General features: G+C 43.6%; 12 protein-coding genes and 2 tRNA genes. All 14 read left to right on the forward strand.

The features are described from left to right. The first annotated feature begins 11 nt into the window (after nt 1–11). The 14 genes from mfd to HC660_RS00400 all read left to right on the forward strand — a co-directional run bounded on the left by mfd (nt 12) and on the right by HC660_RS00400 (nt 14,410). On the forward strand, nt 12–3,545 hold the full coding sequence (mfd, locus tag HC660_RS00335; protein ID WP_168746757.1) for a transcription-repair coupling factor: 3,534 nt from the start codon (nt 12–14) through the stop codon (nt 3,543–3,545). A gap of 136 nt (nt 3,546–3,681) precedes the next feature. Further along, nucleotides 3,682–4,218 (forward strand): stage V sporulation protein T, encoded by a 537-nt coding sequence (spoVT, locus tag HC660_RS00340; RefSeq protein ID WP_010332706.1) that lies wholly within the window; start codon nt 3,682–3,684, stop codon nt 4,216–4,218. A 180-nt stretch (nt 4,219–4,398) separates the two neighbouring features. After that, nucleotides 4,399–5,997, forward strand: a complete 1,599-nt coding sequence (locus HC660_RS00345) for a putative polysaccharide biosynthesis protein (protein WP_168746758.1) — start codon at nt 4,399–4,401, stop codon at nt 5,995–5,997. Further along, nucleotides 5,987–7,456: a bifunctional methyltransferase/pyrophosphohydrolase YabN gene (gene yabN / locus HC660_RS00350; protein ID WP_168746759.1), complete on the forward strand. Its 1,470-nt coding sequence runs from the start codon at nt 5,987–5,989 to the stop codon at nt 7,454–7,456. Before HC660_RS00345 ends, yabN begins: the two co-directional genes overlap by 11 nt. 1 nt (nt 7,457) lies before the next feature. Continuing rightward, the gene (locus HC660_RS00355; protein WP_168746760.1) at nt 7,458–7,718 is read left to right on the forward strand and encodes an RNA-binding S4 domain-containing protein; all 261 of its coding nucleotides are present in this window, start codon (nt 7,458–7,460) and stop codon (nt 7,716–7,718) included. A gap of 78 nt (nt 7,719–7,796) precedes the next feature. Further along, nucleotides 7,797–8,099: a sporulation protein YabP gene (gene yabP / locus HC660_RS00360; protein WP_004264638.1), complete on the forward strand. Its 303-nt coding sequence runs from the start codon at nt 7,797–7,799 to the stop codon at nt 8,097–8,099. Continuing rightward, nucleotides 8,096–8,731: a spore cortex biosynthesis protein YabQ gene (yabQ, locus tag HC660_RS00365; protein WP_168746761.1), complete on the forward strand. Its 636-nt coding sequence runs from the start codon at nt 8,096–8,098 to the stop codon at nt 8,729–8,731. Before yabP ends, yabQ begins: the two co-directional genes overlap by 4 nt. A gap of 17 nt (nt 8,732–8,748) precedes the next feature. After that, nucleotides 8,749–9,126, forward strand: a complete 378-nt coding sequence (gene divIC / locus HC660_RS00370; protein ID WP_010332711.1) for a cell division protein DivIC — start codon at nt 8,749–8,751, stop codon at nt 9,124–9,126. 80 nt (nt 9,127–9,206) lie between these two features. Next, nucleotides 9,207–9,593, forward strand: a complete 387-nt coding sequence (locus HC660_RS00375) for a S1 domain-containing RNA-binding protein (protein ID WP_003218379.1) — start codon at nt 9,207–9,209, stop codon at nt 9,591–9,593. A 167-nt stretch (nt 9,594–9,760) separates the two neighbouring features. Then, nucleotides 9,761–9,837, forward strand: a tRNA-Met gene (locus HC660_RS00380). A 9-nt stretch (nt 9,838–9,846) separates the two neighbouring features. Continuing rightward, nucleotides 9,847–9,918, forward strand: a tRNA-Glu gene (locus HC660_RS00385). Nucleotides 9,919–10,116: 198 nt separating this feature from the next. Next, a complete protein-coding gene (gene spoIIE, locus HC660_RS00390; protein WP_168746762.1) occupies nt 10,117–12,600 on the forward strand; it encodes a stage II sporulation protein E in 2,484 nt (827 codons plus the stop codon). An 84-nt stretch (nt 12,601–12,684) separates the two neighbouring features. Next, entirely contained in the window at nt 12,685–13,422 is a 738-nt protein-coding gene (locus HC660_RS00395; protein ID WP_010332713.1) for a vWA domain-containing protein, read from the forward strand. Beyond that, entirely contained in the window at nt 13,388–14,410 is a 1,023-nt protein-coding gene (locus HC660_RS00400) for a serine/threonine protein kinase PrkT (RefSeq protein ID WP_168746763.1), read from the forward strand. The genes HC660_RS00395 and HC660_RS00400 overlap by 35 nt, the downstream gene beginning before the upstream one ends. Nucleotides 14,411–14,472 lie beyond the last annotated feature (62 nt).

A 14,472-nucleotide genomic window follows, 5' to 3' on the forward strand; every position in this document is an offset into this window, starting at 1 on the left:
GGAGGGGCCATATGGACAACATTCAAACCTTTATTAAAGAAAGCGATGACTTCAAATCCATCGTCAACGGTTTAAACGAGGGGCTGAAGGAGCAGCTGCTCGCGGGTCTTTCAGGTTCCGCGCGTTCTGTTTTTACTTCTGCTTTGGCTAATGAAACGAATAAGCCTATCTTTCTAATCACCCATAATTTATACCAAGCTCAAAAAGTAACGGATGATCTGACTTCACTTCTTGAGGATCGGTCTGTCCTTCTGTACCCCGTCAATGAACTCATATCATCAGAAATCGCGGTGGCTAGCCCTGAACTGCGGGCGCAGCGCTTAGATGTCATTAATAGATTAACAAACGGAGAAACGCCTATAGTTGTGGCTCCGGTGGCGGCTGTCAGAAGAATGCTGCCGCCGGTAGAGGTGTGGAAAAACAGCCAAATGCTCATTCAGGTGGGTCATGATATCGAACCGGATCAGCTGGCATCCCGACTGGTGGAGGTGGGATACGAGCGGTCTGATATGGTTTCTGCACCCGGTGAATTCAGTATTCGCGGCGGAATTATCGACATTTATCCGCTGACCTCTGAGCATCCGGTCAGAATCGAATTATTCGATACCGAGGTTGATTCCATCCGCAGCTTTAACTCCGATGATCAGCGGTCAATTGAGACCTTGACCTCTATCCGTATCGGTCCGGCAAAGGAACTAATTATCAGAGCTGAAGAAAAAGCACGTGCAATAGAGAAGATGGATAAAGGCCTTGCCGATAGTTTGAAAAAATTAAAGCTCGACAAGCAAAAAGAAATCCTGCATATGAATATTTCTCATGATAAAGAGCGTTTATCTGAAGGCCAGACAGATCAAGAACTGGTGAAGTATCTCTCATATTTCTATGAAAAGCCCGCTAGTTTACTAGATTATACACCTGATAACACACTTCTGATTTTGGATGAGGTCAGTCGGATTCATGAGATGGAAGATCAGCTGCAGAAAGAAGAAGCGGAGTTCATAACAAACCTTCTCGAGGAAGGGAAGATTTTGCATGACATCAGTTTGTCATTCAGCTTCCAAAAAATAGTGGCTGAGCAAAAACGGCCTCTGCTGTACTATTCTTTGTTTTTGCGGCACGTACAGCATACGAGTCCGCAAAATATCGTCAATGTGTCAAGCAGACAAATGCAGAGTTTTCATGGCCAAATGAACGTACTTTCGGGTGAAATGGAGCGCTTTAAAAAATCAAATTTCACCGTTGTATTCTTAGGAGCAAACAAGGAACGTACACAAAAATTATCATCTGTTCTGGCTGATTATGAAATCGAAGCTGCCGTGACGGACAGCAAAAAAGCGCTTGTTCAGGGACAGGTTTATATTATGGAGGGCGAGCTTCAATCAGGATTTGAGCTGCCGTTAATGAAGCTTGCTGTCATTACTGAAGAGGAATTATTTAAGAACCGCGTGAAAAAGAAGCCTCGAAAACAGAAGCTTACGAATGCAGAGCGCATCAAAAGCTATTCTGAGCTTCAAATCGGTGATTATGTCGTTCATATTAATCACGGGATCGGAAAGTATTTAGGGATTGAAACCCTTGAGATCAATGGAATTCACAAAGACTATTTAAACATTCACTATCAGGGAAGCGACAAGCTTTATGTGCCGGTTGAACAAATTGACCAGGTACAGAAGTATGTCGGCTCTGAAGGAAAAGAACCGAAGCTGTATAAGTTAGGCGGCAGCGAATGGAAGCGGGTTAAGAAAAAAGTAGAAACATCGGTTCAAGACATCGCTGATGATTTAATTAAACTGTATGCCGAAAGGGAAGCGAGCAAGGGCTACGCGTTTTCTCCTGATCATGAAATGCAGCGTGAATTTGAATCGGCGTTTCCTTATCAAGAGACGGAAGATCAGCTCCGCTCTATCCACGAAATCAAAAAAGACATGGAAAGAGAGCGGCCGATGGATCGCCTGCTTTGCGGAGACGTAGGTTACGGTAAAACAGAGGTTGCCATCCGTGCGGCGTTTAAGGCAATCGCTGATGGAAAACAGGTCGCATTGCTTGTCCCGACAACCATTTTGGCTCAGCAGCACTATGAGACCATTACAGAGCGCTTTCAGGACTACCCGATGAATATCGGCCTGCTTAGCCGATTCAGAACAAGAAAAGAAGCAAATGAAACGATTAAAGGATTGAAAAACGGAACAGTTGATATCGTCATCGGGACGCACCGATTGTTATCAAAAGATGTTGTTTATAAAGACTTAGGGCTGCTCATCATTGATGAGGAGCAGCGTTTTGGGGTCACCCATAAAGAAAAGATCAAACAGATTAAAGCCAATGTGGATGTATTAACATTAACAGCGACGCCAATTCCCCGTACGCTGCATATGTCTATGCTTGGCGTAAGGGATCTCTCGGTGATCGAGACTCCGCCGGAAAACCGCTTCCCTGTACAGACGTATGTTGTGGAATACAATGGTGCCCTTGTCAGAGAGGCAATTGAGCGCGAGCTTGCGCGCGGAGGCCAAGTCTATTTCTTATACAACAGGGTAGAGGATATCGAACGGAAAGCCGATGAGATTTCAATGCTTGTCCCTGACGCAAAGGTTGCGTATGCACACGGAAAAATGACAGAAAATGAATTAGAAGCTGTCATGCTGAGCTTCCTGGAAGGGGAATCAGACGTTCTCGTCAGCACAACAATTATTGAAACGGGTGTAGATATTCCAAACGTGAATACGCTGATCGTGTTTGACGCCGACAAGATGGGTCTTTCTCAGCTTTATCAGCTGCGGGGACGTGTCGGCCGTTCTAACCGTGTAGCGTATGCGTATTTCACGTATCGCAGGGATAAAGTGCTTACTGAAGTAGCTGAAAAAAGGCTGCAGGCGATTAAAGAATTTACGGAACTGGGATCTGGTTTTAAAATCGCGATGCGCGACTTAACGATTCGCGGAGCCGGAAACCTTCTTGGCGCTCAGCAGCACGGCTTTATCGATTCGGTCGGATTTGACCTCTACTCGCAAATGCTGAAGGAGGCCATTGAAGAGCGGAAAGGCGATACAGCGAAAACGGAGCAATTTGAAACAGAAATTGATCTTGAGCTTGATGCGTACATTCCGGAAACCTACATTCAAGACGGCAAACAGAAAATTGATATGTATAAACGCTTCAGATCTGTGGCTGCAATCGACGAAAAAAATGAACTCCAAGATGAGATGATTGACAGATTTGGGAATTATCCAAAAGAAGTTGAATACTTGTTTACCGTAGCAGAAATGAAGGTCTATGCGAGAAATGAACGGGTCGAATTGATTAAGCAAGATAAAGATGCAGTCAGGATGACCATTTCTGAAGAGGCTAGTGCTGATATTGACGGCCAGAAACTGTTTGAGCTTGGCAACAAATACGGCAGACAAATCGGACTGGGAATGGAAGGGAAAAAGCTCAAAATTTCCGTTCAAACGAAAGGCAAGAGTACGGATGAGTGGCTCGAAACCGTGCTGGGCATGCTGAAGGGCCTTAAAGATGTGAAAAAACAAACCATTTCATCAACGTAAATTTTGTTACTCTCTGGTGTATATTACATTTGATGTGACGGATACTAATTTCAAGCGAGGCGGAAGGTACATAAAGTAACTGCTTTAGGTCTTTCCCACATTGTATATACCATCAAATGAAAGAGAGGCACCAGAGATGAAAGCAACCGGTATCGTACGTCGTATTGATGACTTAGGACGGGTCGTGATTCCTAAAGAAATTCGCAGAACGCTGAGGATCAGGGAAGGGGATCCGCTTGAGATTTTTGTAGATCGTGACGGAGAAGTCATTTTGAAAAAATACTCTCCGATAAGTGAGCTTGGAGACTTTGCAAAGGAGTATGCAGACGCGCTTTATGACAGTCTTGGCCATTCAGTGCTTATCTGTGACAGAGATGTCTACATTGCCGTCTCCGGAAGTTCCAAAAAAGACTACTTAAACAAGCCGATCAGCGAAATGCTGGAAAGAACAATGGATCAGAGAAGTTCTGTGCTTGAGAGTGATACAAAATCCGTGCAGCTTGTAAATGGCATAGATGAAGATATGAGTTCGTATACTGTCGGCCCGATTGTCGCGAATGGCGACCCGATAGGTGCTGTCGTGATTTTTTCAAAGGATCAGACGATGGGCGAAGTTGAGCATAAAGCCGTTGAGACAGCAGCTGGGTTTTTGGCTCGTCAAATGGAACAGTAGGTCTTATACAATTATCAAAATAGGTATAGAAAGAACAGCTCTCCTTGGGACGCTGTTCTTTTTTGTGCAGGCCGAAAAAGGATTCCAAGGGTTGGAATATGGTATAATAACCACGTTTTTATGTGTACCAAGGCCATTGCAAACTTTGCATTGCCCCTGACGTTGGGAAGGAGCTTTTGGATGGATGATTCAATACGCGTCAAACGGCATTGGATGTGGCAGGGGGCTTTTGTTTTAATTCTGGCAGGCGTTATTTCAAAAATATTGAGCGCCGTTTACAGAGTCCCGTTTCAAAACATTGTCGGCGATGTTGGATTTTATATATATCAGCAGGTATACCCTTTTCTTGGTATTGCCGTCATGCTTTCAACATCAGGATTTCCGGTGATTATTTCTAAACTGATGAATGATTATAGTGAAAAAAGCCATAACACCATAATGAAAATCTCATCGCTGGTTTTATCGGTAATAGGCGGTCTTTTATTTCTGTGTTTATATATGGGGGCTGTTCCGATTGCCCTGTTTATGGGTGATTCTCATCTCGCCCAGTTAATTCAAGTAACTGCATATGCGTTTCTTCTGTTTCCATTTGTCGCGTTGCTCAGAGGCGTTTTTCAAGGGAGACACGACATGCTCCCATCCGCTTTATCGCAAATTATGGAACAGTTTCTGCGGGTGGCGGTGCTCTTAGGGTTATCTTTTTGGCTCATCAAAAAAGGTGCCTCGCTTTATGCTGCGGGAGCGGCAGCTGCTTCTGGATCTCTTGCCGGAAGTTTGATTGCACTTATCATCCTCGTCTTTTTTTGGTTCAAAACGAAAAAGCCTGAAAAAGCGGAAATAGAAAAAGAAAATCACATTACAACAAATCAATTAATGAAGAAACTGCTTTTATATTCAGTAACGATCTGTGTAAGCAGCCTGCTGCTTTTGTTTATCCAGCTTGTCGATGCACTGAATTTATATTCTTTGCTGTCTGGCGGTGAGGTGAGTGAAGAGGCAAAGCGGCTGAAAGGAATTTATGACCGGGGGCAGCCTCTGTTGCAGCTCGGTTCTGTTTTCGCAATGAGCATCGGGACCTCACTCGTCCCGTTGATTTCAAAGGCGGTAAAGGAGAATCAGGTGCAGGTGATGAAACAAAAAGTGACGTCTTCCTTAAAGCTGTGTCTTGCGATTGGCGTTGCGGCGTCTGCTGGCCTCATCTGCATCCTCAAGCCGGTCAACATTATGCTGTTTCAAAATGGCGAAGGAACAGCTGCGTTGCAGATATTTAGCTGCTCCATTTTGTTTGCGTCTTTGGCGGTCACGGCTGCCGCTGTCTTACAGGGAGCGGGAAACACGGTGTTCCCTGCAATAGCAGTAGGCGCAGGTGTGGCTGTGAAATGGGTGTTAAATACCTTTTTGGTTCCGCACTATGGAATTGAAGGGGCGGCATTTGCAACAGCGGCTTCTTTTGCAACTGTCGCAGGCCTCAATCTCTATCGCTTGCGGCAAAAAGAATGGATGGACAAGCTAAAGAGCACTATGCTTCCAATTATTGGATCCGCTATATTAATGTCGGCTGTCTTGCTTGCTTATTTACGCCTTTGGTCTTTTCTGTTTGATGCGGAAGGAAGAGGATATGCGGCAGTTGAAAGTGTTTCGGCTGTCGCCATTGGAGGCGCGGTGTTTATTTATTGTATGATGAAGTTGGGAATATTTACGAATGAAGAGCTTAACAGTGTGCCTTTTGGCAGCAAGTTAAGCAAACTCACCAGAAGGAGAGAACAAAATGGCAGGTAATATTACAGTCGTCGGGCTTGGCGCCGGAGACATGGACCAGTTGACAATTGGCATACATAAGCTGCTGACAAAGGCGGACACGCTGTTTGTCAGAACCAAAGACCATCCTTTAATTCAAGAGCTAGAAAGCGAAACGCAGAACATTCGTTATTTTGATGATATATATGAGAAACACGACCAATTTGATGCGGTATACGAGGAAATTACTGATATTCTCTTTGAAGAAGCGAAGCATCAGGACGTTGTTTATGCTGTTCCGGGGCATCCATTTGTAGCAGAAAAAACAGTACAGCTGCTGACGGAGCGGCAGGAAGAAAAAAACATTCAGGTGAAAGTCGCGGGAGGACAAAGCTTTCTTGATGCCACTTTTAATGCCTTGCAAATTGATCCCATTGAAGGCTTTCAATTTGTGGATGCCGGGACATTGAGCGCGGATGAGCTTGAGCTCAGACACCACCTGATCATTTGTCAGGTATACGACCAAATGACTGCATCCGAAGTGAAGCTGACATTAATGGAGAAGCTGCCGGATGATTATGAAGTTGTGATTGTAACAGCAGCCGGAAGCCGTGATGAGGATATTCGGAGAGTGCCCTTATTTGAACTGGACCGCAATGTCGCCATGAATAACTTAACAAGTGTGTATATTCCGCCGATTAAAGAAGAGAAGCTGCTGTACCAGGAGTTCTCCGCGTTTCGGCGCATCATTAGAGAGCTTCGCGGGCCCAACGGCTGTCCGTGGGATAAAAAGCAGACTCATCAGTCATTAAAACAATACATGATTGAAGAGTGTTATGAACTTCTCGAAGCAATTGACGAAGAAGACACAGACCATATGATCGAAGAGCTTGGCGACGTTTTGCTTCAGGTCCTGCTTCACGCGCAAATTGGTGAAGATGATGGTTATTTCACAATAGATGATGTAATTAAAGGGATCAGTGAAAAAATGGTCCGAAGACATCCCCATGTGTTTAAAGATGTTAAGGTTCAGGATGAAAACGATGTTTTAGCAAATTGGGAAGATATTAAAAAAGCCGAAAAACATACATCTGATGCATCCTTGTTAGACACCGTCCCGAAAACCCTTCCTGCGCTTTCTAAAGCCGCTAAATTGCAGAAAAAAGCGGCAAAAGTCGGTTTTGACTGGGAAGATGTGAGTGATATATGGGAAAAGGTGAATGAGGAGATAAAGGAATTTTCTTCAGAGGCTACTGAAAACCCTCATGAACACAATCTCAAGGCTGAATTTGGCGATGTTCTCTTCGCCTTGGTGAATGTAGCCCGCTTCTACAAGATAGAACCGGAGGAAGCATTGGCGATGACGAACGATAAATTCAGGAGACGTTTCTCTTATATTGAGCAAACAGCGAAGGAAAAGGGAATCGAGCTGGCTAATATGTCTCTTGAGGACATGGACAACCTGTGGAATGAAGCAAAAGAAACTGAGAGGGGATCATAAAATGAGATTAGATAAATTTTTAAAAGTATCACGGCTGATTAAACGACGTACACTAGCGAAGGAAGTAGCTGATCAAGGCAGAATCTCCATTAACGGAAATCAGGCTAAAGCAAGTTCAGACGTAAAACCTGGAGATGAATTAACGGTCCGCTTCGGCCAAAAGCTTGTAACGGTTCAGATAAATGAGCTTAAAGACACAATGAAAAAAGAAGAAGCCGCAAACATGTATACAGTGCTAAAGGAAGAAAAACTCGGCGAATAGGCTTGTTCTAAAAGAATCCCCCGCCTCATACAATGCAGTAATAATGCTAAAAGTATCGAGGATATGGGGGCTGAATAGATGAATTCATATTATGAGCAAAAAGGTTCTTCGTCTGTTCCGGAACAGCATGATGTGACAATGAAAGGCCGGAAACATTTAGATATTTCTGGGGTTAAGCATGTTGAAAGCTTTGATAACGAAGAATTCCTGCTGGAAACAGTGATGGGAATGCTCTCAGTCAGAGGCGAAAACCTTCAAATGAAAAATCTAGATGTGGAAAAAGGGATTGTTTCGATCAAAGGCAGGGTATTTGATTTAGTGTATTTAGACGAGCAACAAGGGGATAAAGCTAAAGGGTTTTTTAGCAAGTTGTTTAAATGACGCTGACGACACAATTCTATACAATGCTGGCGATGTCCGGTATGGGCCTCTGGCTTGGCGCATCGCTTGATACGTACAGGCTCTTTGTCATTCGTGCCAGAACAGCCAGATGGCTTTTATTTATTCATGATATTCTTTTCTGGATTGTGCAGGGTCTGCTCTTCTTTTATGTCTTGCTTCATGTAAATGAGGGAGAATTCAGGCTGTACATTTTTTTGGCGGTTCTGCTGGGCGTTGCGACGTATCAAAGCCTTTGCAAACGAATCTATATAAAAATACTGAAATTCGTCATTTATCTTGTTGTTTCTGTTTATCAATTCTTAAAAAAGCTCATTCAGCACGTGTTATTTCGTCCTATTGTGTGGACATGCGGAGTCATCATCTGGCTGGTCACGTTTCTCTTTCAGAGAACATACCGCCTGATCGTATTTCTCTTGTTATGTCTTTATAAAATAGTCATGGTTCTGTGTTTTCCGATCCGCTTTATCGTTAAACAATGTATGAAACTTCTTCCTGAAAAACTGCGTCTAACTTTCAGACGATATTTTCAAAAAGGTGCAGGATTTCTAAAAAAGAAGAAGAAACTATTGGTAACCATAAGAACGACCATTACACGTTTTTTGAAGAGATGAAAGGAGGACCGTCTGATTTGAATTTTTCCAGGGAACGAACGATAACTGAAATACAAAACGACTATAAAGAAAAAGTAGAGCGGCAAAATCAGCTGAAGAAAAGAAGAAGAAAAGGGCTATACAGACGGTTGACTGTATTCGGCGCCCTCGTATTTCTGACGGCAATTGTACTGGCAAGCTCAGTATGGAGCCAAACATCTTCCCTTAGCGCAAAAGAAGAAAAGAAAGAACAGCTTGAAAAAGAACTGAAGAATTTAAAGACAAAGCAAACAGATTTAAAAGAAGAAATATCCAAATTAAAAGATGAAGATTACGTCACAGAGCTTGCCAGAAGGGACTTATTTATGTCTGGAGACGGTGAAATAATCTTTAATGTGGAGAAGAAGAACAAGTAGCCTTGTTGACACTTAAATTTTTATTTAGGTATAATTAAGCAAACGATCTTTTTATAAGCCTAAGGAGGAGCACTTTTTTTATGTCGATTGAAGTGGGCAGCAAGTTGCAAGGGAAAATTACAGGTATTACAAATTTTGGAGCATTTGTTGAATTGCCTGGAGGCTCAACCGGTCTCGTTCATATCAGTGAGGTAGCCGATAATTATGTTAAAGACATTAATGATCACTTAAAAGTCGGCGACCAAGTTGAAGTGAAAGTCATCAACGTTGAAAAAGACGGGAAAATTGGTTTATCTATTAAAAAAGCTAAAGACCGTCCGCAAGCCAGACCTAGAAATGATTTCCGTCCGAAAGAATCTTTTGAACAGAAAATGAACAAGTTTTTAAAAGATAGCGAAGATCGCTTGTCATCTTTAAAACGCAATACGGAATCAAAACGTGGAGGGCGCGGAGCAAGAAGAGGATAACTTGCTGCTTTCTATAAATAAATGAAGCATCCGTTCTTCCCAACGGGTGCTTTTTTTATATGCTCTTTCAAGGTAAGAGTCAGAAAATTATAACATTAAAGTTTCTGTTGACGAAAAGGACAAACCTTTGTATTATATAACTTGTGCTTAGAAGCACCAAACATTATGGCGGTGTAGCTCAGCTGGCTAGAGCGTACGGTTCATACCCGTGAGGTCGGGGGTTCGATCCCCTCCGCCGCTACCATATTTGTTAGGCCCGTTGGTCAAGCGGTTAAGACACCGCCCTTTCACGGCGGTAACACGGGTTCGAATCCCGTACGGGTCATACTGAAAATCGGTTTCTGTTACAGAAGCCGATTTTTTTCATTTTTAGACATCTTTCTGGAAATTCTCCGCATAAACGAATTTCAGGGCAGAAACCGTCGAAGACTTCTTTGGTATACTTACCTTCTTTTGACAAAATCCTATCTGTGCTTTCGCTATAATGACAGGCAACGAATATAACAGGTGGGAGATGAGAGAAATGGAAAAAGCAGAAAGAAGAGTGAACGGGCCAATGGCGGGACAAGCTTTTGAAAAACTCCAATCGTTTTTTAACAGGGGAGCGAAGCTGGTGACTCATCATTTGCATTCACTGTTTTTCTATAAAGGATTCATTTATGTCGTCATCGGATTTTTGCTTGGACGAGCTTTCATATTATCCGAGGTCCTTCCTTTCGCCCTTCCTTTCTTTGGGGCAATGCTTCTGATCAGAAGAGACAAGGCGCTGTATGCAGTGCTGGCTGTGCTTGCAGGTGCAATGACAATTTCTCCGAAGCACTCATTACTGATATTAGCGGCGTTGCTTGCATTCTTCGTGTTTTCTAAAGTAGCATCCTTTATCACAGATGATCGTGTGAAAGCACTTCCGATTGTCGTGTTCTTCTCCATGGCGGCGGCAAGATTCGGGTTTGTTTACGCCCAGAATGGCGCGTTTATAACCTATGATTATGTGATGGCTGTTGTAGAAGCGGGGCTTTCCTTTATTTTAACGCTGATTTTCCTCCAGAGCCTTCCGATTTTTACCGTGAAGAAAGTAAAACAATCCTTAAAAATAGAAGAAATCATTTGCTTTATGATTTTGATTGCTTCGGTGCTGACCGGACTAGCAGGCTTGTCCTATCAAGGGATGCAGGCAGAACATATACTGGCCCGTTATGTTGTATTAAGCTTTTCCTTCATCGGCGGTGCAAGCATCGGCTGTACAGTGGGTGTCGTGACGGGCCTGATTCTCGGCTTGGCCAATATCGGAAATCTCTATCAAATGAGTCTGCTCGCTTTTTCGGGCTTATTAGGCGGTTTGCTGAAAGAAGGAAAAAAAGCAGGTGCGGCAATCGGGCTGATTATCGGATCGCTTCTTATTTCTCTATATGGAGAAGGCTCTGCCGGTCTGATGACAACGCTCTATGAGTCATTAATAGCAGTCGGCCTGTTCCTGCTTACGCCTCAGTCCATTACAAGAAAAGTGGCGAGATATATTCCGGGCACTGTGGAACATCTTCAGGAGCAGCAGCAATACGCGAGAAAAATCAGAGATGTCACTGCTCAAAAGGTGGACCAGTTCTCCAATGTATTTCATGCATTGTCAGAAAGCTTTGCAACCTTTTATCAAGCGTCTGACGAACAAACAGATGACAGCGAGGTCGATCTGTTTTTAAGCAAAATTACAGAGCATTCCTGTCAAACGTGCTACAAGAAAAACAGGTGCTGGGTTCAGAACTTTGATAAAACATATGATTTAATGAAACAAGTTATGCTTGAAACAGAGGAAAAACAGTATGCTTCAAACCGAAGGCTGAAAAAAGAGTTTCACCAGTATTGCTCTAAATCGCGTCAGGTTGAAGAGCTGATAGAGGATGAACTTGCCTATCATCATGCGCATTTAACCCTTAAGAAGAAAGTGCAGGACAGCAGGCGGCTTGTGGCTGAACAGCTTTTAGGTGTTTCAGAGGTCATGGCAGACTTTTCTCGGGAAATAAAAAGGGAGAGGGAGCAGCACTTTATCCAAGAAGAACAAATTATTGATGCGCTTCAGCATTTTGGAATAGAGATTCAGCAGGTGGAGATTTACAGCCTTGAACAGGGGAACATTGATATCGAAATGACAATCCCATTCAGCGGACATGGAGAAAGTGAAAAAATCATAGCGCCTATGCTTTCTGACATTTTGGAAGAGCAGGTTCTCGTGAAAGCTGAGCAGCATTCTCCTCATCCAAATGGATACAGCCATGTCGCGTTTGGCTCAACCAAATCGTACAGAGTGTCTACGGGTGCGGCTCATGCAGCGAAGGGCGGCGGCCTTGTCTCCGGCGACAGCTACAGCATGATGGAGCTGGGCGCAAGAAAATATGCAGCTGCTATCAGTGACGGGATGGGCAATGGCGCGAGGGCTCACTTTGAAAGCAATGAAACGATTAAACTTCTTGAAAAGATCCTTGAATCAGGAATAGATGAGAAAATAGCAATCAAAACAATCAACAGCATACTGTCTCTGCGGACAACGGATGAGATATATTCCACGCTCGATCTTTCTATTATCGATCTGCAGGATGCGAGCTGTAAGTTTTTAAAGGTTGGATCAACACCGAGCTTTATCAAACGGGGTGAGCAGGTGATGAAAGTCCAAGCGAGCAATCTGCCAATCGGCATTATTAACGAGTTCGATGTTGAGGTTGTGAGTGAACAGCTGAAGGCGGGAGACCTCCTGATCATGATGAGTGACGGTATTTTCGAAGGCCCTAAACATGTGGAAAATCATGATTTATGGATGAAGCGCAAAATGAAAGGGTTAAAAACGGATGATCCGCAGGAAATTGCTGACTTACTTATGGAGGAAGTGATTCGCACAAGGTCAGGCCAAATTGATGATGATATGACAGTTGTTGTCGTCCGAATTGATCACAATACACCAAAGTGGGCGTCTATTCCAGTTCCGGCCATCTTTCAAAGCAAACAAGAAATTTCATAACGCTTCCGTATAAATCAATTTTCTTCTGGCGAAGATGGAACTATATGAATCTGAGAATCATCGTATTCTCCAGGAGGAATGAATGTGAACAACGGACGTTTGAATCAAATTCTGCTGATAACGGATGGCTGCTCAAATCACGGTGAAGACCCGCTTGCTATGGCTGCTTTTGCTAAAGAGCAAGGGATTACAGTAAATGTCATAGGTATAATGGAAGAAAACAAAATTGACCAAGAGGCTATGAAAGAAGTCGAAGGGATTGCGCTTGCTGGAGGCGGCGTGCATCAGGTCGTCTATGCGTCACAGCTTTCGCAAACGGTTCAGATGGTAACAAAAAAAGCAATGACGCAAACCCTGCAAGGGGTGGTGAATCAAGAACTGAAGCAAATCCTAGGAAAGAATGTGGAAATGGAGGAGCTTTCTCCGGAAAAACGCGGCGAAGTCATGGAAGTGGTAGATGAACTGGGAGAAACGGTGCACCTTCAGGTTTTGGTTCTCGTTGATACAAGCGCTAGTATGGCGCCAAAGCTCCCTACAGTGAAAGAAGCACTGATTGACTTGTCTGTGAGTCTTAACTCCCGAATTGGGAATAACGAATTTGCGATGTGTATATTTCCCGGGAAAAAACAAGAGGTCGAGCTTGTGCTAAATTGGACACCGAAGCTGCAATCTCTTTCCACACTCTTTGCGAAGCTATCGACAGGCGGCATCACGCCGACAGGTCCGGCGATTCGTGAAGCAACACAGCAATTCGAAAAAATCCGCTCAAGAAGGAGCATGCTGGCAGATGATGAACGACACTTTGACGAGTTTGGCATGTAGCCTCAAGCCGGGAACGAGAGTGAAAGGCAAGTGGAATGGAAATACTTACACATTGCGTAAACAGCTTGGAAAAGGGGCCAATGGAATTGTGTATTTGGCAGAAGCATCAGATGGACATGTTGCCTTAAAGGTAAGTGATGACAGCCTGTCTATTACTTCTGAAGTGAATGTCTTAAAATCTTTTTCAAAGGCCCAGTCCGTAACGATGGGGCCTTCTTTTTTTGACACTGATGATGCCTTTATTCCCAGCGCTAATACAAAGGTTTCGTTTTATGCAATGGAATACATAAAAGGCCCATTGCTTTTACAATTTGTCAGTGACAAAGGAGCAGAATGGATTCCGGTTTTGATGATTCAGCTGTTAACCAGCTTATCCGTGCTTCATCAGCAAGGATGGATATTCGGCGACCTTAAGCCGGATAATCTGATTGTCACTGGCCCGCCGGCAAGAATCCGCTGCATAGATGTAGGGGGAACAACCAAGGAGGGCCGGGCAATAAAAGAGTATACCGAGTTTTACGACAGAGGATATTGGGGGTATGGGACAAGAAAAGCAGAGCCCTCTTACGACTTGTTTGCGGTTGCTATGATTATGATCAACTGTGTACATAAAAAGGAATTCAAAAAAACAAGCCAGCCAAAGGAACAGCTGCAAACTTTAATCGAAGGCAGTCCGGTGCTGCGTAAGTATAAAAAAGTGCTTGTTGCTGCTCTGAATGGCTATTATGATTCCGCTGACGAGATGAAAAGGGAGATGCTCGCAGCAGGGCAAAAGGCAGTGCAAAGAAAACAAGCTGGAAAAAAACCAACTCCGACGCAATCTATCTCAAGACAAAGACAGCAAAATATGCGCCAGGGAAAAGTTACACAGACGAGATATGCACCTAAAAAGAAAGGCTCGAAGTCCCGAGGGTTATTCGAAACGGCTCTTATCGTAATCAGTGTTTTGGCGCTTTATTTCGCTTACATTATCTTTTTCCTTATTTGATAGCCGCAATCTGCAATACCCATGCTTCTTCTTTGCTTGGAAGGATTGAAAGTGATAGGATA

It is taken from the genome of Bacillus mojavensis (assembly GCF_012648005.1).
Classification (GTDB): domain Bacteria; phylum Bacillota; class Bacilli; order Bacillales; family Bacillaceae; genus Bacillus; species Bacillus mojavensis.